This window comes from uncultured Bacteroides sp. (assembly GCF_958445495.1).
Classification (GTDB): domain Bacteria; phylum Bacteroidota; class Bacteroidia; order Bacteroidales; family Bacteroidaceae; genus Bacteroides.
In genome coordinates this window covers 1-22,438 of sequence record NZ_CAUCSQ010000062.1, presented here as the reverse complement: position 1 = coordinate 22,438, position 22,438 = coordinate 1, and the positions used below count along the sequence as shown (strand labels likewise).

The 22,438-nt window shown below is 42.6% G+C and carries 16 protein-coding genes; 9 read left to right on the top strand and 7 right to left on the bottom strand.

Annotated features, from left to right (window positions below; all coding sequences use genetic code 11):
- Positions 1 to 169: 169 nt before the first annotated feature.
- Both Q5076_RS15760 and Q5076_RS15755 read right to left on the bottom strand, forming a co-directional pair.
- Complete coding sequence (locus Q5076_RS15760) at positions 170 to 904, bottom strand: porin family protein (RefSeq protein WP_303014564.1); 735 nt, start codon at positions 902 to 904, stop codon at positions 170 to 172.
- A gap of 6 nt (positions 905 to 910) precedes the next feature.
- On the bottom strand, positions 911 to 2,677 hold the full coding sequence (locus Q5076_RS15755) for a LysM peptidoglycan-binding domain-containing protein (protein WP_303014563.1): 1,767 nt from the start codon (positions 2,675 to 2,677) through the stop codon (positions 911 to 913).
- 158 nt (positions 2,678 to 2,835) lie between these two features.
- On the opposite strand from Q5076_RS15755, the gene uvrA reads away from it, so the two are divergent.
- The 3 genes from uvrA to Q5076_RS15740 all read left to right on the top strand — a co-directional run bounded on the left by uvrA (position 2,836) and on the right by Q5076_RS15740 (position 7,833).
- Positions 2,836 to 5,661, top strand: coding sequence for an excinuclease ABC subunit UvrA (uvrA, locus tag Q5076_RS15750; RefSeq protein ID WP_303014565.1), 2,826 nt, complete (start codon positions 2,836 to 2,838; stop codon positions 5,659 to 5,661).
- An 80-nt stretch (positions 5,662 to 5,741) separates the two neighbouring features.
- On the top strand, positions 5,742 to 6,221 hold the full coding sequence (ybaK, locus tag Q5076_RS15745; RefSeq protein ID WP_303014562.1) for a Cys-tRNA(Pro) deacylase: 480 nt from the start codon (positions 5,742 to 5,744) through the stop codon (positions 6,219 to 6,221).
- 97 nt (positions 6,222 to 6,318) lie between these two features.
- Positions 6,319 to 7,833 (top strand): peptide MFS transporter, encoded by a 1,515-nt coding sequence (locus tag Q5076_RS15740; RefSeq protein ID WP_303014561.1) that lies wholly within the window; start codon positions 6,319 to 6,321, stop codon positions 7,831 to 7,833.
- Positions 7,834 to 8,222: 389 nt separating this feature from the next.
- On the opposite strand, the gene Q5076_RS15735 is transcribed toward Q5076_RS15740, so the two are convergent.
- Entirely contained in the window at positions 8,223 to 8,720 is a 498-nt protein-coding gene (locus Q5076_RS15735) for a GNAT family N-acetyltransferase (protein WP_303014560.1), read from the bottom strand.
- A gap of 168 nt (positions 8,721 to 8,888) precedes the next feature.
- Here Q5076_RS15735 and Q5076_RS15730 point away from each other — a divergent pair, with 168 nt between their 5' ends.
- The 4 genes from Q5076_RS15730 (at position 8,889) to Q5076_RS15715 (ending at position 12,018) form a co-directional block, all read left to right on the top strand.
- Positions 8,889 to 9,215: a PadR family transcriptional regulator gene (locus Q5076_RS15730; RefSeq protein ID WP_303014559.1), complete on the top strand. Its 327-nt coding sequence runs from the start codon at positions 8,889 to 8,891 to the stop codon at positions 9,213 to 9,215.
- Between the two features lie 25 nt (positions 9,216 to 9,240).
- Positions 9,241 to 10,341, top strand: coding sequence for a PspC domain-containing protein (locus Q5076_RS15725; RefSeq protein ID WP_303014558.1), 1,101 nt, complete (start codon positions 9,241 to 9,243; stop codon positions 10,339 to 10,341).
- Positions 10,342 to 10,493: 152 nt separating this feature from the next.
- Positions 10,494 to 11,492 carry an MBL fold metallo-hydrolase gene (locus Q5076_RS15720; RefSeq protein ID WP_303014557.1) on the top strand — a complete coding sequence of 333 codons (999 nt, stop codon included), beginning with the start codon at positions 10,494 to 10,496 and terminating at the stop codon, positions 11,490 to 11,492.
- 19 nt (positions 11,493 to 11,511) lie between these two features.
- On the top strand, positions 11,512 to 12,018 hold the full coding sequence (locus tag Q5076_RS15715; protein WP_303014555.1) for a flavin reductase: 507 nt from the start codon (positions 11,512 to 11,514) through the stop codon (positions 12,016 to 12,018).
- 462 nt (positions 12,019 to 12,480) lie between these two features.
- Here the strand turns inward: Q5076_RS15715 and Q5076_RS15710 are convergent, their stop codons facing one another.
- The 4 genes from Q5076_RS15710 to Q5076_RS15695 form a co-directional block, all read right to left on the bottom strand.
- On the bottom strand, positions 12,481 to 14,583 hold the full coding sequence (locus tag Q5076_RS15710; RefSeq protein WP_303014554.1) for a S9 family peptidase: 2,103 nt from the start codon (positions 14,581 to 14,583) through the stop codon (positions 12,481 to 12,483).
- Positions 14,584 to 14,631: 48 nt separating this feature from the next.
- The gene (bexA, locus tag Q5076_RS15705; protein WP_303014553.1) at positions 14,632 to 15,963 is read right to left on the bottom strand and encodes a multidrug efflux MATE transporter BexA; all 1,332 of its coding nucleotides are present in this window, start codon (positions 15,961 to 15,963) and stop codon (positions 14,632 to 14,634) included.
- A gap of 80 nt (positions 15,964 to 16,043) precedes the next feature.
- Positions 16,044 to 17,900 carry a membrane protein insertase YidC gene (gene yidC / locus Q5076_RS15700; protein WP_303014552.1) on the bottom strand — a complete coding sequence of 619 codons (1,857 nt, stop codon included), beginning with the start codon at positions 17,898 to 17,900 and terminating at the stop codon, positions 16,044 to 16,046.
- A gap of 69 nt (positions 17,901 to 17,969) precedes the next feature.
- Positions 17,970 to 19,601, bottom strand: coding sequence for a CTP synthase (locus Q5076_RS15695; protein ID WP_303014551.1), 1,632 nt, complete (start codon positions 19,599 to 19,601; stop codon positions 17,970 to 17,972).
- Between the two features lie 188 nt (positions 19,602 to 19,789).
- On the opposite strand from Q5076_RS15695, the gene Q5076_RS15690 reads away from it, so the two are divergent.
- Positions 19,790 to 21,307 carry a DUF3078 domain-containing protein gene (locus Q5076_RS15690; protein ID WP_303014549.1) on the top strand — a complete coding sequence of 506 codons (1,518 nt, stop codon included), beginning with the start codon at positions 19,790 to 19,792 and terminating at the stop codon, positions 21,305 to 21,307.
- 266 nt (positions 21,308 to 21,573) lie between these two features.
- On the top strand, positions 21,574 to 22,164 hold the full coding sequence (locus Q5076_RS15685) for a UpxY family transcription antiterminator (RefSeq protein ID WP_303014548.1): 591 nt from the start codon (positions 21,574 to 21,576) through the stop codon (positions 22,162 to 22,164).
- The last annotated feature ends 274 nt before the right edge of the window (positions 22,165 to 22,438 follow it).

Sequence of the window (22,438 nt, the reverse complement as noted above, 5' to 3'; positions counted from 1 at the left end):
TACTTCATAAAAAACACCCCAAAAGTTTTTTGTCTAACTTTTGGGGTGCACTTCATTTTGAGACAGCCTCTTATATCTTTTGATATTTCCTATAATGATGGAGATGTGTGAATGTATGAGCCGTATCGCATGTATTTGAAAGTATGCTTCTGCTCTTCTGTTGTTTTTTTTATTTCTTCAAGTCAAACAGATAAGTGAATTTTACGGAAATTGTACCGTGTGCGGCACGGGCGAAATAGTCTTTTTTCGTTGTACTGTAAAAGTCGGATAGGGCGAAATAATAGCGGCCTTCCAAGATGAAGCTGCCTGCTCTTTTTGTCCGCAACTCGATTCCGCCTCCACCGGTGATACCATAATCGAATTTGTTTTGAATCTTGACTCCGTATATTGCTTTTTGAGTATCATTCAGTGAATTCATGTCTATACCGTCTATCGTTTCCGACTCACTAATCAGGAAACCTATCTGAGGACCGGCATGAATGAAAAACTGTAGTCCTCTTTCACGTCCGAAAGCCAGGTGGGCAAGGAAAGGTATGTCGATATAAGTCATTTTGCGGGTATATAACTTCGTAGGGTCCTTTGAAGTCACTTCATATCCGTTGGCATCTGTCGAAACAATCTCAAATAGCTGGTCCCATCCTCGTTGAGAGAAATTCAGCTCTACTTGCGCACCGCAAATCATGGCAAAATATTTCTCGGAAATGTAACGTGCTGTTAACCCTCCGGTAATTCCCATCAGACTGTTTTGCTTGATAGTAGGAGTGAAAGAAACACTGTTCAGGTTAACTCCTCCGTTAAAGCCGACAGAGAGATTATTTCTGGGCTCCCCAATCTGTGCAGCGGCAGGTAGAGAAAAACCTGCAAGTAGAAGAGCTGTAATTACAAATGGTTTTATTTTTATCATTTTTTGTTATTCGAAATCAAGTTTTACTAATTCAAAGTTCTTGGTGAAACGGATGAAGAATACTTTTTTATTGATAAATCCTCCCCAGTTGTTTACACGCTGGAATTTGAAACCCGTCTGGATGGGAGTTAAATGCATTTTTGATAAATTGTTTTCCAGTTCCGAACCATATCGTGACAATCCTTTTAAGAAGAAATAGCCTGTATCAAAACCTAACATCGCATAGTTGGGATATTTGCTTGACAGGTCTTTGCTATACCATTTATGATATGAGTTGGTGAATTGCACCGCAGCCGGAAACAGCGTATTTGTGTAGAATGAAGAATAGAAGTACACATCTAGTTCAAAGAAACTTTCCAAATGGTCCCACGTGTAGGTTTGCCATTCCGGATAACCGAACAGGTGGATGTTTTGTTCCGGGTTTTCCCTGACCAAGAGAGTCAATTGCGGGAGTATTTTAATCAGCATTACTTTTTCACCTGACGTCGGGATAAAAATGTTTTCTTTATCATTGTGCAGGGTTGCTTTCAGCATATCTTTGGTTGCTCCTTCGTCTACGGTCTGCATGGAAATTCCTTTACTTTTCAATTCCTGTTTTAATCCGCGGATAAATTCGGCTTTATCTTTATCCGGGGTTGCCGGTTCGATAAAGATGACATGGGGATTCGGGAACTGGCGGGTAAAATGCTCGTACACTTCTGAATACAGGTAAGACTGGGGAGTGTTGATTTGGTAAACGGAAGGGTTATTGAAGACCTCTTCCCCTTTTTGTGAAAAAGGAATGACCAGGCGTATGTCATTCGCTTTCGCGAAATCAGATAATGGCTTGATTTGCTTCTGATGCATCGGACCGAAGATAATGTCCATTTTCTTCATTTCACTTTTTGTCAGGATTGTATTCAATGTGGCAATGTCTTTGCCGCAATCGTACACGTATAAATCGAGAGAAGTTCCTGTACGTTTCAAACTGTCCACAGCCATAAGGAAACCTTCATAATATTCTATCATACGCTTGTCTTCCTGGAAAGGCAGTAAGAGGGCGGCCTTGATGGTCGAAATGTTCTTCGGGGTCTCCTTGCTCTTGCGGAAGAGTTCATTGTTGCTTGGGGGAATTACATACGTGTCTTCCTTTGGAGCGGGCTGTACAGGTATTGTAACAGGGTAAGGGATGCAAAGAAGTTGTCCTTTTTTCATTCCTTTTTTTAATTCGGGATTGGCGTTGATCAGTTCCTGCTCGCTAATTCCGTACTTGCGGCTTACGCTGAAAACAGTTTCTTTGCGTTTTACTTTGTGCATTTCCTTGCATCTGGGCACTACCGGCCCCTGAATGGCGGACTGCTCTGCCGGAGTTTGCTGCGTGGCAGCAGCTTCCTGTTCTTCTTTTTTTAATGGAATAAGGATAACTTGTCCGATACGGAAATTCTCGGCGCTTAATCCGGGATTTGCCTCGCAGATAGCTTTAGCCGATACATTGTAGATTGTTGTCAGTTTGTATAGCGTTTCTCCAGCCTGAATCGTATGGAATGTTTCTCCTTTCTGGCTCTCTTCGCCTTTGGGAATTTTAATGGTCTGTCCGGCATAAATCTTTTCGTCACAGCCGGGATTCAAGCGGATGATGTCTGATGTAGCGACATTGTACATCTTGGAGATAGAATATAAACTTTGTCCTTTTTCAATGGTATGCAAGAAATAGGATTGGTTTTCTTGTGCATAGCTGGTTACGTATGAAATGCTTATAACAAGCAAAAGCAGGAATATTCGTATCGGTTTCATCAATTTATAACTATTGGTTATTGAAATCAAGGAACAAAGGTACAAATAATGCCCTATATCTTCATAAGATTTGAGTTAAGAAAATAATATTGTGCTTTTTTAGGAGCATATTTCGGGCGGAAACATTAATTTTGCACACATTTATGAAGGATATGAATATGCAGGAAAAAGAATATATTAATGTGTACGGTGCCCGTGTACACAATTTGAAGAATATTGATGCCGAAATTCCACGCAACAGCCTGACGGTGATAACCGGGTTGAGCGGCAGTGGAAAATCTTCTTTGGCGTTTGATACGATATTCGCCGAGGGACAACGCCGCTATATTGAAACCTTCTCGGCTTATGCCCGTAATTTCCTGGGTAACCTGGAACGTCCGGATGTGGACAAGATTACCGGATTGAGCCCGGTTATTTCCATCGAACAGAAAACAACCAATAAAAATCCCCGTTCTACGGTCGGGACTACGACTGAGATATACGATTATCTGCGTTTGCTTTATGCGCGTGCGGGAGTGGCTTATTCGTATCTGTCCGGAGAGAAAATGGTGAAATATACCGAAGAGCAGATTCTGGATCTGATTCTGAAGAATTATAAAGGGAAGAAAATATATCTGCTGGCTCCTTTGGTACGTACACGTAAAGGGCATTATAGAGAACTCTTTGAGCAAGTACGTAAAAAAGGATATTTATATGTACGGGTAGACGGTGAAGTGCGCGAGGTGACTCACGGTATGAAACTGGACCGTTATAAAAATCATGATATTGAAGTTGTCATTGACAAGTTGGTAGTTACTGAAAAAGACGATAAGCGGTTGAAACAGAGTGTTGCGACGGCAATGCGGCAGGGAGACGGTTTATTAATGATTCTGGATGCCCAGACGGAAAGCATACGTCATTACAGTAAACGGTTGATGTGTCCTGTCACCGGATTGTCCTACCGCGAACCGGCCCCGCATAATTTCTCGTTTAATTCTCCGCAAGGCGCGTGCCCGAAATGCAAAGGATTGGGAGTCGTCAGCCAGATTGATGTGGATAAGGTGATTCCTGAACGTGACTTGTCTATTTATGAAGGAGCAATCGCTCCTTTGGGAAAATATAAGAACTCCATGATTTTTTGGCAAATCGGTGCTTTGCTTGAAAAATATGAAGCAACGTTGAAAACTCCCGTCAGGGAATTGCCGGACGATGCGATTGAAGAAGTGCTGTATGGCGCTGATGACCGTATTAAAATTAAGAGTTCTCTGATTGGTACTTCTTCTGACTATTTCGTCACTTATGAGGGCATTGTGAAATATATACAGATGTTGCAGGAAAAAGATGCGTCGGCGACAGCTCAAAAATGGGCGGAACAGTTTGCCAAGACCACCGTTTGCCCGGAATGTAAGGGCGCGCGGTTGAACAAAGAAGCTTTGCATTTCCGTATTCATGATAAAAATATCAATGAACTGGCGAATCTGGACATTTGCGAGCTATATGCTTGGTTGATGAATGTGGATGGTTTTCTTTCTGATAAGCAGAAGAAAATATCTGTAGAGATTTTAAAGGAAATCCGTACACGTCTGAAGTTTCTATTGGATGTCGGATTGGACTATCTTTCTTTGAATCGCAGCTCGGTAAGCCTTTCCGGAGGAGAAAGCCAACGTATCCGTCTGGCTACGCAGATTGGGTCTCAACTGGTAAATGTGCTTTATATTCTGGACGAACCGAGTATCGGTTTGCACCAGCGTGATAATCTGCGTCTTATCAATTCATTAAAAGAGCTCCGTGACATGGGAAATTCCGTAATCGTGGTGGAACATGATAAAGACATGATGCTGGCCGCCGATTATGTTATTGACATGGGGCCGAAAGCCGGACGTCTCGGCGGAGAAGTTGTTTTTGCAGGGACTCCTCAAGACATGCTGAGGACAGATACGATGACCTCACAATATTTGACCGGGAAGATGAAGATAGAAATTCCCGCTGAACGCCGGAAGGGAAATGGCAAGTCTGTCTGGTTGAAGGGAGCGAAAGGCAACAATCTGAAAAATGTGGATGTCGAATTTCCTTTGGGTAAACTGATTTGTGTAACAGGAGTATCGGGGAGCGGAAAATCGACGTTGATAAATGAAACATTGCAGCCGATTCTTTCACAGAAATTCTATCGCTCTTTACAAGAACCTTTGGCGTATGATTCCATTGAAGGATTAGAGAATATAGATAAAGTAGTCAATGTAGACCAGTCACCGTTGGGGCGTACACCCCGTTCTAATCCCGCCACATATACGGGAGTATTTTCCGATATCCGTAATTTGTTTGTCAGCTTGCCGGAAGCCAAGATTCGCGGATACAAGCCGGGACGTTTCTCTTTTAATGTATCGGGTGGACGTTGCGAGGCATGTCTCGGAAACGGTTATAAAACGATTGAGATGAATTTCCTTCCGGATGTGTATGTCCCTTGTGAGGTTTGTCATGGCAAACGTTATAACCGGGAAACGTTGGAGGTGCGTTTCAAAGGGAAGTCTATTGCTGACGTACTTGATATGACGATAAACCGTGCTGTTGAATTTTTTGAGAATGTTCCTCAAATCCTGAATAAGATTAAAGTCTTGCAGGATGTGGGATTGGGATATATCAAGCTGGGACAATCGTCTACAACTCTTTCCGGAGGAGAGAGCCAGCGCGTGAAACTAGCTACGGAACTTTCCAAAAGGGATACCGGTAAAACTCTTTATATTCTTGACGAACCTACTACCGGACTCCATTTCGAAGATATCCGGGTATTGATGGGAGTACTGAATAAACTTGTCGATAAAGGAAATACGGTTATTGTCATCGAACACAACCTGGATGTGATTAAGATGGCGGATTATATTATAGATATGGGTCCTGAAGGTGGCAAGGGCGGGGGAGAACTTCTTAGTTTCGGAACCCCGGAAGAGGTTGCGAAGAGCTTTAAAGGATATACTCCGAAGTTTCTTCGCGAAGAACTGGGACTCTGACTATTTTGTTGTGTGCCAGTTGTATAAACGTTTATTGATGCCTAAAAGCGGAGTGTAACCTGAAATAAAATACGATAGATATGAAAATCAATAAAACCAATGCAGCCCGTCTGTTGGATAAAGCCGGAATTACTTACGAACTTATCCCTTATGAAGTCGATGAGAAAGATTTAAGCGCCGTACATGTGGCGGCAAGTCTGGGAGAAAATGTAGAGCAGGTGTTTAAAACCCTTGTTCTGCACGGTGATAAGAATGGGTATTTTGTCTGCATTATCCCAGGAGAACATGAGGTCGATTTGAAATTGGCGGCCAAAGCTTCCGGCAATAAGAAATGTGATTTGATACCGGTAAAAGAACTTCTTCCATTGACAGGATATATTCGGGGAGGTTGTTCGCCGATTGGCATGAAAAAACATTTCCCCACCTATATCCATGAGACGTGCCGGAATTTTCCATATATCTATGTGAGTGCGGGCGTACGGGGACTTCAAATAAAAATAGCTCCGGAAGATTTGATTCGTGAATCAAAAGCGGAAATATGCCATCTATTTGAAGAGTAGTTTAACAAATAATTATGCGGAAAATCAAGAAAAAGTATATATTTGCAAACTATATGTGATAACGACAGAAAATCATTAATTTAATAACTTATTATCTATGTTTAACAAACACCCAAAAGGACTGATAGCAGCCGCCCTGGCTAATCTTGGTGAACGTTTCGGCTTCTATACTATGATGGCAATCCTCGTACTTTTTTTGCAAGCCAAATTTGGAATGAATGGAAAAGAGGCAGGATTTATTTACTCAACGTTTTATTTTTCAATCTACATTCTTGCTCTGGTCGGAGGTATTATTGCCGATAAGACCAGAAACTATAAGGGAACTATTTTCACGGGAATCGTGTTGATGGCCGTTGGTTACCTGTTGCTAGCCATTCCGTCCAAGACCCCGGTGGATAACCGGATGCTATACTTGGTGATTACCTGTGTCAGTTTGTTTGTTATCGCATTCGGTAACGGGTTGTTTAAAGGAAATCTGCAGGCACTGGTGGGGCAGATGTATGATAATCCCCAATATGCCAGCATGCGCGATTCCGGCTTCTCGTTATTTTATATGTTTATTAATATCGGCGCTATTTTTGCTCCGTTCGCCGCAGTAGGAGTGCGCAACTGGTGGTTGTCCACTTTCGGGTATAATTACGATGCTGATCTTCCCGCCTTGTGTCATGGGCAGTTGGCAGGTACTTTATCGCCGGAGGCCACCGAGACATACCATACCTTGGTGGAAAAAGCTTCTACGGCTCCCGTACAGGATTATACAGCGTTTGCTTCAGACTATCTGAATGTTTTCACAACCGGGTTTCATTATGCGTTTGGAGTAGCGATTATCGCTATGGCAGTCTCTTTAATCATTTATTTATTGAACAAGAAGAACTTCCCGGATCCGAGTAAAAAGTCGAATGCAGCTTCGGCATCGGCTACTGTCGTAGAAATGAGCGTTCAAGAGATAAAGCAGCGCATGTATGCTTTATTTGCCGTATTCGGAGTGGTTATTTTCTTCTGGTTTTCGTTTCACCAGAACGGGTTGACTTTGACTTATTTCGCAAAAGAATATACCGATTTGAATTTATTTGGAATGCCCATTTCCGCAGAGCTTTTCCAATCGCTGAACCCATTTTTTGTCGTGTTCCTGACACCTGTGATTATGGCAGTCTTTGCCAGTCAGCGCAGACGTGGCAAAGAACCTTCCACTCCTAAAAAGATTGCTATTGGTATGGGAATCGCTGCGTTGGCTTTCATCGTGATGGCTGTAGGTTCATATTTTGCCCATTTGCCGTTGCATAAAGATATCCTTGCCGTGGGGACTTCACCGGTAAAGGTTACTCCGTTCCTGCTGATGCTGACTTATCTGATTTTGACAGTTGCGGAATTGTATATTTCCCCGTTGGGAATTTCATTCGTATCCAAGGTAGCTCCTCCCAAATACCAAGGTATCATGCAAGGAGGTTGGTTAGGAGCGACTGCTTTAGGCAATCAACTATTGGTGATTGGAGCCATCCTGTATGAATCAATCCCTGTCTGGATGACGTGGACGGTATTTGTTGTCGCTTGTACGATTTCCATGTTTACAATGATTTTCATGCTGAAATGGTTGGAACGTGTAGCGAAATAACAGATTCTCTTTTGCAGTAGGGAAAAGAAGTTCAAAATAAGTTTGAGAAGAGTGATATTCAGAAAAACTGCATTTGAAGGAAGATTCATAAACTAAAAATATAAGGCAACTGACCCTTACGAGTTAGTTGCCTTTTGTATTCTTAAAACAGGAATATTCGGTAAATTCCTTATTTTTAAGATTGGGTGAAGAGTAAATTTGCCTTTTTCATGGAAATTTGCCCTTCATTTTTTGTTTAATGAATATTCTGGGAATAAACTATTGTAGTCCTCCTCCTCTTTATAAAACACAATTCCCTTGTTTCAATCCCGATTCATAATAATGTAAAAGTCAAACAAGGGGATTATTGCCTACGAGTAAAACTGTGAGTTTTTTATTTCGAGATATTTTTATATATTCAGTCCCATGATGTAATCATTCATATAATATCCGTTTCCAATCGGGAAATCCCCTTCCCGCAGTTTCCTCATTCCCATGTGCCGGTAAAATTCCAATGCCTTGTTATTCCGGTTTACGTTGAGTTCCATCAGGCAAGGGCCCGGATGTACTTCCTTGATATGCCTGATAGCTGCTTTAAATAAGAAGCTGCCGCAGTGCATGTTCTGAAAATGAGGAAGGACGTAAATTTTCTGGAGGTGGAAGATATCCTCTTCCTGTTGTTGCACGGAAACATATCCGCAAGGCTTATCTTCCTTATAAGCGATAAAATATACATGCCCCTCCTCATCCATCTGCTTACGGATATTTTCGGGAGCATACATCCAATCCATCATATAGTCCAATTGTTCGGGAGATAAGATTTCTTTGTAAGTAGCAGGGAAAACCTCCTTTGCCATCATGTTGATAAGCCCGCAATCGGCTGTTGTTGCTTTTCGAATGGTAAACATATATGTTTTTCTATTTATGGTTTTACAAACTGCAAATATAGCTATTATTTCCCTTTATAATAAGGTAAATACATCTTAATAGATTAATTATTATTAATTTATAGTACTTTGTAATGCAAGGTACTAAAGTAATGCATATATTTGTGACATCTAAAAGAAGAAGATACAATGAAGGTAGACAATGTAAAATCACAGATGAGAAAGGGCATGCTTGAATATTGCATAATGCTTTTACTGCATAAAGAGCCGGCCTATGCCTCGGATATTATCCAAAGATTGAAGGAAGCCCGTCTGATTGTAGTGGAAGGGACTCTGTATCCATTGCTGACACGTCTGAAAAATGATGAACTGTTAAGCTATGAATGGGTGGAATCCACACAGGGACCACCTCGTAAATATTATAAACTTACGGAAAAAGGAGAAATCTTTTTGGGTGAACTGGAACTTTCCTGGAAAGAGTTGAACGAAACCGTGAGCCATATTGCAAATAGATAATTCGAATATAAAAAGAAAAATAAGAATGAAGAAAACATTAACCATAAATTTAGGCGGAACCGTTTATCATATAGATGATGACGCATACCGGTTGTTAGACAATTATTTGTCCAACTTGAAACACTACTTTCGCAAACAGGAAAGTGCGGAAGAGATTGTGGATGATATTGAAATGCGTATTGCAGAGTTGTTTGCCGAAAAAGTAGCTATAGGAAAACAAGTCATAACAATACAGGATGTAGAAGAAATCATAGCCCGCGTGGGTAAGCCGGAAGATTTCGGAATAGCGGATGATGATGCGGAGTCGTATAAGAAAACCGAACAGGCAAATTCGGCGGGCCAGGCCGGAATGCAGGCTGCCGGACCTCGTCGCTGGTTTCGTGACCCGGATAATAAATTGCTGGGTGGTGTAGCGGCAGGATTGGCCGCATATCTTGGTTGGGATATAACATTGGTACGTATTCTGATGATAATCTTAGTGTTTGTCCCCTATTGCCCAATGGTTATATTTTACATAGTCGGGTGGCTTGTAATTCCGGAAGCCCGTACGGCTGCCGAAAAATTGAGTATGCGCGGAGAAGCCATTACTATTGAAAATATAGGAAAGACAGTCACAGATGGGTTTGAACGGGTAGCCGACGGAGTCAATAACTATGTAAATTCCGGTAAGCCGCGCACATTTTTACAGAAAGTCGGAGATGTATTCGTATCTATCGCAGCCGTTTTTTTCAAAATATTCCTGGTAGCTCTTGTCATTATCTGTTGTCCGGTGTTGTTTTTGCTTGCCGTCGTGTTGGTTGCTCTAGTATTTGCAGCGATTGCCGTGGCGATTAGTGGAGGAGCTTTGCTTTATGAAATGCTTCCTGCCGTTGACTGGATGTCCATAACTTCTGTATCTCCCATGATGACATTGCTTGCTACGATTGCTGGAGTTGCTTTTATCGGCATCCCGTTAGGAGCTTTTCTTTATACGGTTTTACGTCAGTTATTTCATTGGTCGCCAATGGGAACTGGCTTAAAATGGTCCCTGTTGATTTTGTGGATATTGGGTGCTGTCATTCTGACTGTCAACCTTTCCGCATCAGGTTGGCAATTACCTATGTTGCACGGTTTACACTGCTTTTAACTAAATATATTCTATTAAAGAAGGATAATATCTGTTCTTTTGTATGTAAATGTACCCCGATTGTGTGTCCGGGGTACATTTTTTGTATATTCATGTTTGTCATAAATCGAGATTTTTCCGTAAGTTTGTAGAAACATATTTGAGAAATAAAAATGGGTGAGCATATCTGTTTCAGGAGAAATGAACGTTTAACCACTGTCAACCCTTATTGGCGGGGAAATCCGATGGTACGCGGGCGTTTTTTTAATCGGCAGCACCGTTTTCGTCCGGGCATGGGAAGCGTACTAAAATGGCGTTTGTCTCCTAATCCTCAGCGTAAGGAAAAAAAGTCCGTGAAGTGGAACCCGAAAGTTTGTTACCTTCGCTCGTTGGATGCCGTAGTGGGAGATTCCTTGATCTGGTTGGGGCATAATTCTTTTTTCCTTCAGTTGGCCGGTAAAAGAATTATGTTCGACCCGGTATTTGGAAATATACCTTTTGTAAAGAGGCAAAGTGAATTTCCCGCCAATCCGGACATTTTTACGGGGATTGACTACCTGCTGATTAGTCACGACCATTTTGACCATTTGGATAAACCGAGCATAACTCATTTATTGAAGAATAATCCGCGAATGAAATTGTTTTGCGGTTTAGGGACCGGAGAATTAATTCAGAGTTGGTTTCCGGCAATGGAAGTGATAGAAGCAGGGTGGTATCAGCAAATGGAAGATGGCGGGTTGAAGATAACCTTTCTGCCGGCACAGCATTGGAGCAAACGTTCCGTAAGGGATGGAGGACAACGGTTATGGGGAGCTTTTATGCTGCAGGGCAACGGCATTTCCCTATACTATAGTGGTGATACGGGCTACTCCAGCCATTTTCGTGAAATACCTGAGCTGTTTGGTGCTCCGGATTACGCCCTGTTAGGTATCGGTGCATACAAACCTCGTTGGTTTATGCGTCCCAACCATATTTCTCCTTACGAATCTCTGACTGCCGCGGAGGAAATGCATGCGGGGCTTGCCATTCCGATGCACTATGGAACTTTTGATTTGTCAGATGAACCATTGCACGACCCTCCTAAAGTTTTTGCCGCTGAAGCAAAGCAAAGGGGGATTCCGGTAGAAATTCCCAGTTTGGGGGAAATTGTGAAATTGAATAGAAAGAGATAACGGTTTAAATATATAAGAAATGGAAAAACTGGAAGTGAAAGACTTGAAAGACAACTTTTTCGAAGCTATCGGGAAAGAATGGATGCTGGTAACAGCAGGTACAAAAGAGAATTTCAATACGATGACGGCGAGCTGGGGCGGTATCGGATGGTTGTGGAATAAACCGGTGGCGTTTGTTTTTGTCCGTCCCGAAAGATATACATACGGGTTTATTGAGAATAGCGATTATCTGACACTTTCCTTTTTAGGAGAAGAGAATAAGAAGATTCATGCTGTCTGCGGTTCCAAATCCGGCCGGGATACGGATAAAGTAAAAGAAACCGGGTTAAAACCGGTCTTTACGGAAGAAGGAAACGTGCTGTTCGAACAGGCGCGCCTAGGCCTGGAATGCAGGAAACTTTATGCGGACGACATTAACCCCGATAATTTTCTGGATACAGAATCTTTAGAGAAATGGTATGGAGGCACTCACGGAGGATTCCATAAAATGTACATTGTAGAAATTAAAAATATCTATTCAAAATAGATTAAGCATATGGGGATAAATGCAATGCGGAAAGGAAAGGTATTCAGTAAATTCCGCATTTGGGGAATTCTATGAAGAGTAAGTTTACCTTTCTCACGGGTATTTACTCTTTAGTTTTTTATGAATACTTCTGCTTGAAGATATAAGAAGGGAGTGTGTTGAAACAAAGATGAACACTCGGAACAGCTATAGATTCTAATTGATAAACATAAAAAACGTATCATTACTCAAAAATAGAGTTGATACGTTTTTTTATTACCGATAAAGAGTGTCAGGTTTCAGATGAAAAGTTCATTTCTTCTAAAATAGAATTTTGACACGTTTACATTGGCAGTATTAAATATCCCAATAAAAATATAAGTGTAGAAGAGTTGCAGTGAACTAACTTTGACATTAGTCTTAAATGATTATAGGCTGAATCAGACTGCAACTCACCCCTTAATTTTTATTGAATGAATCACCCTATTTAGAGGGAGCTTTCTTTACCCATTTATCCAGCCACTCAAAGAATGTGCGTTGCCATAAAACACCGTTTTGCGGTTTCAGTACCCAATGATTCTCGTCCGGATAAATCAACAACTCTGCAGGGACACCGCGCATTACGGCAGCATCAAAAGCAGCCATTGCCTGATTGGCGAGGATACGATAATCCTTTTCACCGTGAATACAGAGGATAGGAGTATCCCATTTATCCACAAAGAGGTGAGGAGAGTTGGCAAAAGTACGTTGCGCCACCGGGTTTTGTTTTTCCCAATATGCGCCGCCCATATCCCAATTGGCAAACCATTTCTCTTCCGTTTCCAAATATTGCATTTCCATGTTGAATATGCCGTCATGTGCGATGAACGCCTTGAAACGCTTATCGTGATGTCCGGCTAACCAATAAACGGAAAATCCGCCGAAACTTGCGCCTACACATCCCAGGCGCTCCTTATCTACATACGGTTCTTTAGCCATTTCATCAATCGCTGTAAAATAATCCTTCATACATTGTCCGCCGTAATCACCGCTAATCTGCTCATTCCATTCTACGCCGAATCCCGGTAACCCGCGACGGTTGGGAGCCACAATGATGTAATCGTTGGCCGCCATAATCTGGAAATTCCAACGGTAAGACCAGAATTGACTGACAGGGCTCTGCGGTCCTCCTTCACAGAATAACAAGGTCGGATACTTCTTGTCCGGATCAAACTGAGGAGGATAGATGACCCATGTCAACATCTGTTTTCCATCAGTCGTTTTCATCCATCGTCCTTCCACTTTCCCCATCTCCAGTTGTTCATAAATATGCTTGTTCTCCTGTGTCAGTTGAGTGGCGGAACCATCCAATTCCACAGCATATATTTCATCCCCCATGCTCATGGAATGGCGTTTGGCAATCAATCGGTCGCCGAAAAGAGCCACCCCTTCGTAATCATACATTCCGGAAGTGATTGCCTTGACGGAATCATTAGCCAAGTCAAGCGCATAGATTTGCGATTCCCCATGCCATACCCCCGTGAAATAAATCATCTTTGCGTCAGCGCTCCATATAAACGCATCTACGTTTGATTCAAAAGCCTTGCTGACGAAACGTTTCTCGCCGGTTTCCAGATTCATTATGAACAAACGGTTCAAGTCAGCCTCATAACCGTCACGTTCCATGCTCTGCCAGGCAATGTACTTGCCGTCCGGCGAATATTGCGGGTTAGTGTCATATCCTTTATTCTCTTCCGTGATATTCTTCGTAACCTTAGTCTTCAAGTCATAAATGTAAATATCCGAATTGGTAGAGATGGCATATTCCAGTCCGGTCTTCTTGCGGCAAGTATAAGCCACTTTATCAGAAGTCGTGTTCCATGCCAGTTGCTCGATACCGCCCCAAGGTTTCATCGGACTTTCATAAGGTTCGCCTTCCAGGATATCCACAATGTTGGAAATGCCGTTGCCGTCGAAATCGGCGATGAAAGGATGAGGGGCAGTCGTCACCCATTCATCCCAATGCTTATACATCAAATCAGTCACGATGATACCGGTTGCCTGAGGCAAATCCGGATGTTTCTCAACTGTACTCTCTTTAGTCTTCACTTGCGAAATAAACAATAACTTTTTGCCGTCTGGAGAGATTGAATACCCTTCAATATCCCCGTCATAATCAGTCAACTGCTTACGTTCGCTACCATCGGGATTCATCTCGTAAAGCTGGCTGCTCCCGTTGTCATTGCTCAAGAATGCAAGCTTGGTCCCTCCCTTAATCCATGTGACCTCATTTTCCTGATAGGGCGTACGGGTGATTTGCCGGTTGTCACTGCCATCCGCATTCATTACGAAAACCTCACGGTTGCTTTTGTTCTCCGGTACACTGTAATAGGCTACCGTGTATGCGATTTTCTTTCCGTCGGGCGATACTGCGAACCCGCCGATACGCCCCATGGCCCAAAGTGCTTCGGGAGTCATACGCTTCCCGTCAATTTTAATGTTCGATTTCTCGATAAGCACCTGCTCCGTTTTGCCCGCGTCTTTCGTTCCTCCGCAGGCAGCTAACAACATTGCTGCCGACATCATAAATAGATTTGCTTGTCTCATATATTTTATAAAATGTTTATTTTCTTGCGAAGATAATGAAAAAAGGATTTAAATCTTCTTTTTCTGCCAGTTTCCTTTTTTCATGTACCAGTAACAGAATGACAGTGTAAAAAGACCGTACACGATTTCCGTTGTCCAGGCAAACGCTATATCCATCCGCAAAAACAAGATAAAATATGTGGAGTATGCCACATAGATAACCAGTACGCAAAGTTCCATAGCCAGAGCCGTACGTGTATTCCCGGTACCTGATACGGACTGGAAATATACGTTGGCGGGTACTAACACCAGATAAGCCGAACACAATACCCATAAAGAACAGACAGACGCCTCCCTCAATTCCGGCATGTCCGTGTAAATACGTAAAATCAGGTCGGGAAACAGACAGAAGAAAATCAGTATCGGCGTTACAAATAAGTATGCGATACGGATATGCTGCCTGATAGTCCCGCGTACGCAATCCTGTTCGCCCGCACCGATAAGGTTACTGACCAGTGAACCGCAAGTTGCGGCGAAAGCCATTGCAATCATGAACGGGATTCCTGATACGTTGCGGATAATATTGGCGATTGCCAGAGACCGTTCTCCGAGATGCTCTACAAAAAGGAAAAACATAAACCAGGTAGACAAAGAAACGAAATTCTGAATCATAGTCCAGACAGATACGTTAAGAATCCGCTTTAACGTCTGGCTCTGGAATCTGGGCAGAATATTCAACGCATATTTCTTGCAGTCAACCCGTTTCCACGTGTAGAGGATGAAGAAAACCACCGATACCATCTCCGACAAAGAAGAGCCGATAGCGGCTCCGGCAATCCCCAGTTGCGGGAAACCGAACTTTCCGAAAATCAAGATATAGTTAAATACCACATTCGAGAGTACCATTACAATTGAATTCAGCGTCAGTGTCTTAGTCTGCGTCGTACCGACAAAAAACGCACGGAACATCACCATGACGAAAGAAAAGAAAAATCCGTAAATCCGCCAGTGGATATAACTCTCAGCCGCATTGTAGATGTGAGGGGATGAGATGATATTCTTCAGAATGTAAGGCGAAAATACCAGAGAAAGAGTGAACAGAATCACGGCGAATACCAATAAAAAGTAAACACCCTGATAGAAAATCGGTCCGATTTCCTTATAATTCCCTTCTCCGTTGCGGCGGGCTATCAAAATCTGCGCACCGATGCTAAATCCGAATGCCATCATAAAAATCGCCAGATAGTAAACTCCGGCGATAGCGGAAGCACCCAACTCTATCTCGCCCACACGTCCTAAAAAAGCTGTGTCCGTCATGCCAATCATCTGCTCCATAATCAGACTGATTAGGATAGGGTAGGCGATTGTCCAGATTTGTTTATAAGTATATTTAGTTTTCATAATTAAAATATTAGAGAAAGAAAGCCGGGCATCCAAAATGGCGTCCGGCTTTCACAGAATATGATATTGAGAAACTCTCCTTATTTCTTTTTATTCTGTCTTTGCTGCTGCAATAATTCTTGTTGCTTTTGCATTGCCTCCAGGCGTGCGGCAAATCCGGTCTTTTTCATTTGTTTCGGGTCTTTCTTCTTCGCTTCGAGGATAGCTAGCAGTTTGGTTTCATCCGTCGTTTTGCGAAGTAAAATCATAGTCCCCACACTAATCAGCGTTGAAACGAAATAATAATAATTCAAACCTGACGGGTAATCGTTCAATACGAACAAGAACATAATCGGCATCAGGTACATCATCCACTTCATCGCTGCCATTTGCGGTTGTGCTCCGTTATCCTGCATAGACATCGTATATTTTGTATTCAGGATGTTAGTCAATGTCATCAACAAGCAGAACAAGCTGAGATGGTTGCCCAAGAATGGAATATGGAACGGGAAAGTGATGAACGCATCATAAGTAGAAAGGTCGTCCGCCCATAAAAAACTCTCGTGGCGCAACTCAATGGCACTCGGCACAAACATGAACAAAGCTATCAGGATTGGAAATTGCAACAACATCGGCAGACAGCCGCCCATCGGGCTTACGCCATACTGACTGTAAAGGCTCATCACCTCCTGCTGTTTCTTCATGGCATCTTCCTGCTTGGGATATTTCTTGCTGATTTCGTCGATTTTCGGTTTTAATACGCGCATCTTGGCAGATGACATATAAGTTTTCCAGGTAGCCGGATAAACCACGATTTTCACCATAATCGTCAGAATCAATAACACAATACCCATACTCAGTCCCCATCCGGACAGCCAGTCGAATACGTTGATTGTGATAAACTGGTTAATCCAGCGGATTAGAGGCCATCCCAGATATACCAGCCTGTTGAGTTCCCATTTCTCGTCACGGCCTTTATCCAATGCTTTCAATGTCTTGAAATGGTTCGGGCCGAAATAGAAATACATCACCGTCGGCTCTTTCCCCGTCGGGTCGAAGAACGTCTGCATCTCGGCAGAATAATCCTTGATATACCCGCTTCCTTGCTGTTCCATCTTCGATTTCACAGAAACCTTGTCGAAATCCTGTTCGGCAATAAATACGGAAGAGAAAAACTGGTTCTTGAAAGCTATCCAGTCAATACGCCCCGGCAAATCCTTGCTGTCGTCTTTGGCCGCCGAGAGATTATCAACATCATCCCCCGTCACCTTGTAAGTCAGCTCAGACAAACGGTTCTCGTAAGTGAATCCTTTTTCCAGTTGACGGGCACGTTGAGACCAATCGATATCTATATAATCAGTGCTTGCCAGCTTGCCAGCCATACCCGTAGTCCTGATTTCAAAGTCCATCAGATAACTGTTCGGCTTCAAAGTATAGATGAAGTCAATATAACTCGCACTGTCTGCAGCCAGACGCATCGTCACGCTACTGTCCGTCTTATTCACCGTTTCGAAAAAATAATCCTTCGTCTGTATAGCGCCTTCTTTATTATAGAAGTTAAAGTTCATCCCGGCATCCTCTCCGTCAAACAAGATCACCGGCGTTTTTTTGTCTTGCGCCATATACTCCTTTAACATAGCCGAGTAGACACGTCCACCTTTAGTCGTGAAAGTAATCTCCGCTACGTCATTCTGTATGCTGACTTTAGAGTCCGTTCCCTGCGTCGCTTTAAAAAACAGGGCGGAAGAATCGGTTGCCGCCGCATTCTCTTTCTGGCTGTTAGCCAGTGCAGCTTCCGTTTTCGCCTTCAAGGCTTCTTCCTGTTGCTGTACCAGGGCAATCGAATCATAATATCTCTTTTGCGCAGCAATCTGCTCTTCGCTAGGACGGCTTAAAAAACTGAATCCTACCAATAATATACCTATTAAAACGAGACCTGTGATGGTATTTTTATCCATTCTTATCTTAATTATAAATTACACACTATCGGTTGTTTGCCAATCATCCTTGGCCGGTTTGCACAACCCTCATCCTTGACCGTTCGCCATTATCCTCTCATTCTCGATAGCCGCTTTCACAAACGCTACGAACAACGGATGAGGATTCAATACCGTACTACTGTATTCCGGATGGAATTGAGTACCCACAAACCATCTCAAAGCCGGAATTTCTACAATCTCCACCAAATCCGATTCCGGATTGATTCCTACGCATTTCATTCCCGCAGCCTCATATTGAGCTTTATAGTCATTGTTGAATTCATACCGGTGACGGTGGCGTTCCTGAATATGTTCCTTCCCGTAAGCGAGGAAAGCTTTTGAGCCTTCTTGCAACACACATTCGTAAGCTCCCAGACGCATTGTACCACCCATGTTGGTAATCGCCTTCTGTTCCTCCATGATATCAATCACATTATGCGGAGTCTTTTCGTCCATCTCTCGTGAATTGGCATCGGCATACCCTAATACATTACGGGCAAATTCAATAGCGATGCATTGCATACCCAAGCAAATACCGAAAGTCGGAATATCATGCGTGCGCGTGTACTTAATAGCTACAAACTTGCCGTCGATACCGCGTTGGCCGAATCCCGGACCAATCATCACACCGGCCATGCCCTTCAATGCCTCCTCCACATTCTCGTCAGTCAGCTTTTCACTGTTTACGAAATGCACTTCAACTTTACGGTCGTTATAAGTCCCCGCTTGAGATAATGCCTCACGGATAGACTTGTAAGCATCCTGCAAATCATATTTACCCACTAAAGCAATATTAATCGGTTCTTTAGCCTCTGCAGCATGACGGCGCTCCAGGAAATTACGCCAAGGCCCAAGTCCCGGAGTTTCTCCTACAGGAAGCCCCATCTTTTCGAGGATAGTGCTGTCCAAACCCTGTGCTTGCATTAAAATAGGCACTTCGTAAATCGTTTCCGCGTCAATGGATTGAACAACCGCCTTATCGTCTACATTGCAGAACTGGGCCACTTTCTTGCGCAGACCGTCGCTTAGCGGATGCTCAGCGCGTAATACCAACACGTCCGGCTGGATACCTACACTTTGCAGTTCCTTTACCGAATGTTGTGTCGGCTTGGTTTTCAGTTCCCCGGCAGCGGCAAGGTAAGGAACATAAGTCAAGTGTACGCAAAGAGCGTTCTTTCCAAGCTCCCATTTCAACTGGCGGATACTTTCGAGGTAGGGGAGTGACTCAATGTCACCTACCGTACCGCCGATTTCAGTGATAACAAAGTCAAATTTATATTTATTGCCGAGTAACTTGACATTCCGTTTAATTTCATCCGTAATATGAGGAATCACTTGTATTGTCTTGCCCAGATAGTCTCCGCGGCGTTCCTTGTCGATGACGCTCTTGTAAATACGTCCCGTAGTAATGTTATTCGCCTTTGTCGTCTGTATACCCAGGAATCTTTCGTAATGTCCCAGGTCGAGGTCGGCCTCATGTCCGTCTACGGTCACATAACATTCCCCGTGCTCATAAGGATTCAATGTTCCCGGGTCAATGTTAATGTACGGATCAAACTTCTGAATGGTTACATTATAACCTCTTGCTTGCAGCAATTTACCGATGGATGAGGAAATAATCCCCTTTCCCAATGAAGAGGCAACGCCACCGGTGACGAAAATATACTTTGTTTCTCCCACAGCTATAACTGTTTTAATAATTGTTTACTTAGTAGTTTCTTACGAACTTAAAAAGCGCAAAATTATAAAAAAATGGAGAAGAATACAGACTTTCCTCCCTACAATTTTATTAAAAAATGCAATTTTAAAGGAATCCTATGATTTCTGAACAAAATAATGTAGCTTTGTACCCCAAACCATAAACAAATATGAAGAAAGCAACTATTTTATTTTCAACTGTTATCCTACTGCTGCAGTTCGCCCAACCGCTATCTGCACAGGAATCTTTCCAGGCATCTTCTCCGCCTCCTGATTCCGTGCAAACTGTTCCTGTGCAGAAGGCGGCCAAGCCCGCCAGGAAAAAGAAACCCTCGAAAGTTGTGGCAAAAGCCAGAATCGTAAAAGCGGATACACTCTCGGCAGAACTTCAAAAATACTTGATGTTAAAGCTCAATATGTCGGGAATAATCCCCAAATTGGATACGGTTTCCTATTTGTATAATAAGCATATCGCTCAATTAGAGTATTTGAATGACCCTTCCGTGCCGGCGCGTTATATACAGTCCGACCCAAACTATTTTCGTCTGTTTACTCCATTGGCATATTATTATGCTCCGATAAAGCAATACTCAACGATAGACTGGAAGCCGGCGCAGTGGGATACAGTACCCAAACTGACAGCAGAACTACTGCCGTATGACACGCTGGCATTTACCAAAACCAAACGTGCCAACACACTAGTCAATGCAGCATTGATGGACCTTTATCTGAAAAAGCCGGAACTAGTCGTCACTACGGAAGACAAGATTATGAGCCGTCATATATTCCGTAAAGACGTGAAGCCGAAAATATCTCCGAAAGCCACCGTTGTGCATTTGTTCCAACGTGAAGAGATGGACGACAACGTAGGCAAGGCAAATATGAAAATCAGCAGGCCCAATTGGTGGGTTACCGGCGGTAACGGTTCGTTACAAATCAGCCAGAACCATCTTTCAGACAATTGGTATAAAGGAGGAGAAAGCAATTTCTCCGGATTAGCGACTTTTCAGATTTATGCGAATTACAACGATAACGAGAAAGTCTTGTTCGAAAACCAGTTAGAAGCTAAGCTAGGCATGACATCCACCCCCTCGGACGAGTACCATAAATACCTGTTCAACACCGATCAGTTACGCCTGTATAACAAACTGGGACTGCGAGCTTTTAAAAACTGGTACTACACCATTTCCTCCGAGTTTAAAACCCAGTTCTGCAACGGTTATAAAGCCAATAGCGAAGAACTGGTCTCAGCTTTCATGTCTCCGGCAGATTTGGCGGTCAGTATCGGTATGGATTATAAGCTGAACAAGAAAAAGTTTAACCTTTCGGTATTCATGGCACCATTAACCTACAATCTGCGTTATATCGGTAGTCCGGAAGTAAACGAAACAAGTTTCGGTCTGGAAGAAGGCAAATGCTCGAAGAATGATTTCGGTTCCCAACTGCAAACAACCTTCAACTGGACCATCATCTCCGCCGTTACGTTAGAATCCCGTCTCAATTACCTGACTAATTATCACTGGTCCCGTGTAGAATGGGAAAATACTTTTAACTTTGTCTTAAACCGCTACCTCTCCACCAAGTTGTATATACATACCCGTTTTGACGACAGTTCTAAACCGACCGAAGGCGACAGCTTTTTCCAGTTAAAAGAACTGCTCAGCTTCGGTATTAATTATGCATGGTAAATCCAAGAGCGAATTGTACAGAACACAGATATTTTTATTCGATGAAATATTTATGCAATCTGTACAATTCGTATTGAAAAAGCCCATGTCTTACACTCTGCTTGAGAATATGCAGCCGAACGTACCAAGCAATGAGAATCATGTCCATGCTCTATTTGTGAAAAAAAATATCCTTTTATTATTTTATCCGATATATTATATTTATATTTGCACCGAATTTTATTACTTTTAATTGGGAAGTAGTAAAAAATAAGGGGTAAAAATACATGATCATTAGTAAAAATGACGATCAAAATCTTCTGCCAACAGATGTGATTGGCAGAAGCGTAGCGTGCTCAAAACGTTGGTTAGTAGCGATTGTGCGCATTTATCACGAGAAAAAAACGAGCGAGCGACTCAAAAAAATGGGGATTGAAAACTTCCTCCCGATTCAGCAAGAGATTCATCAATGGAGTGATCGTCGGAAAGTCATCGATCGGGTATTGCTTCCGATGATGATTTTTGTTCATGTCGATTCACAAGAACAAAAGGAAGTCTTAACTTTATCTTCTATCAGCCGGTATATGGTATTACGTGGTGAGAGTACACCGGCTGTTATTCCCGATCAACAAATGTTGCGATTTAAATTCATGCTCGACTATTCGGAGGAAACGATTAGCATGAATACGTCGCCGTTAGCGCCGGGAGAGAAAATACGAGTCATAAAAGGACCGCTGGCAGGCTTGGAAGGGGAGTTGGTGAATGTAAACGGAAAGTCTAAAGTCGCAGTGCGGTTGACAATGTTGGGCTGTGCATGCGTAGATATACCGGTGGGATGTGTGGAACCGGTATTGGAAAATGGGGAATTACACGATTAAACTATACTAAAATGGGGGTATTGGGGAATTTTTATCTACTTCACGTCGGCAATAACAATCAACGACCTATTCTATGCCGATAACTTTCCTCGAATAAATAAAAATCCATGTAAGTATTAAAAAATGAAGATATTCAGAGCGGTTATAAAGCCAGTTGTGAAATCTTGAGTGTATCCTTTATCACTGATAATTAAAAATCAGATTAAATTATTTCCGAGATATAATTTTTCTTATATACTGTAATGGAAAAAACATTAAGGGGTATCGTCCAATA

Bases quoted from the DNA above. Each gene is read 5' to 3' on its own strand.
- Q5076_RS15685 (WP_303014548.1), top strand. From the start codon at position 21,574: ATGATCATTAGTAAAAATGACGATCAAAATCTTCTGCCAACAGATGTG.
- yidC (WP_303014552.1), bottom strand. From the start codon at position 17,900: ATGGATAAAAATACCATCACAGGTCTCGTTTTAATAGGTATATTATTG.
- Q5076_RS15755 (WP_303014563.1), bottom strand. From the start codon at position 2,677: ATGAAACCGATACGAATATTCCTGCTTTTGCTTGTTATAAGCATTTCA.
- Q5076_RS15740 (WP_303014561.1), top strand. From the start codon at position 6,319: ATGTTTAACAAACACCCAAAAGGACTGATAGCAGCCGCCCTGGCTAAT.
- Q5076_RS15720 (WP_303014557.1), top strand. From the start codon at position 10,494: ATGGGTGAGCATATCTGTTTCAGGAGAAATGAACGTTTAACCACTGTC.
- Q5076_RS15760 (WP_303014564.1), bottom strand. From the start codon at position 904: ATGATAAAAATAAAACCATTTGTAATTACAGCTCTTCTACTTGCAGGT.
- bexA (WP_303014553.1), bottom strand. From the start codon at position 15,963: ATGAAAACTAAATATACTTATAAACAAATCTGGACAATCGCCTACCCT.
- uvrA (WP_303014565.1), top strand. From the start codon at position 2,836: ATGCAGGAAAAAGAATATATTAATGTGTACGGTGCCCGTGTACACAAT.
- Q5076_RS15730 (WP_303014559.1), top strand. From the start codon at position 8,889: ATGAAGGTAGACAATGTAAAATCACAGATGAGAAAGGGCATGCTTGAA.
- Q5076_RS15725 (WP_303014558.1), top strand. From the start codon at position 9,241: ATGAAGAAAACATTAACCATAAATTTAGGCGGAACCGTTTATCATATA.
- Q5076_RS15735 (WP_303014560.1), bottom strand. From the start codon at position 8,720: ATGTTTACCATTCGAAAAGCAACAACAGCCGATTGCGGGCTTATCAAC.
- Q5076_RS15710 (WP_303014554.1), bottom strand. From the start codon at position 14,583: ATGAGACAAGCAAATCTATTTATGATGTCGGCAGCAATGTTGTTAGCT.
- Q5076_RS15690 (WP_303014549.1), top strand. From the start codon at position 19,790: ATGAAGAAAGCAACTATTTTATTTTCAACTGTTATCCTACTGCTGCAG.
- ybaK (WP_303014562.1), top strand. From the start codon at position 5,742: ATGAAAATCAATAAAACCAATGCAGCCCGTCTGTTGGATAAAGCCGGA.
- Q5076_RS15715 (WP_303014555.1), top strand. From the start codon at position 11,512: ATGGAAAAACTGGAAGTGAAAGACTTGAAAGACAACTTTTTCGAAGCT.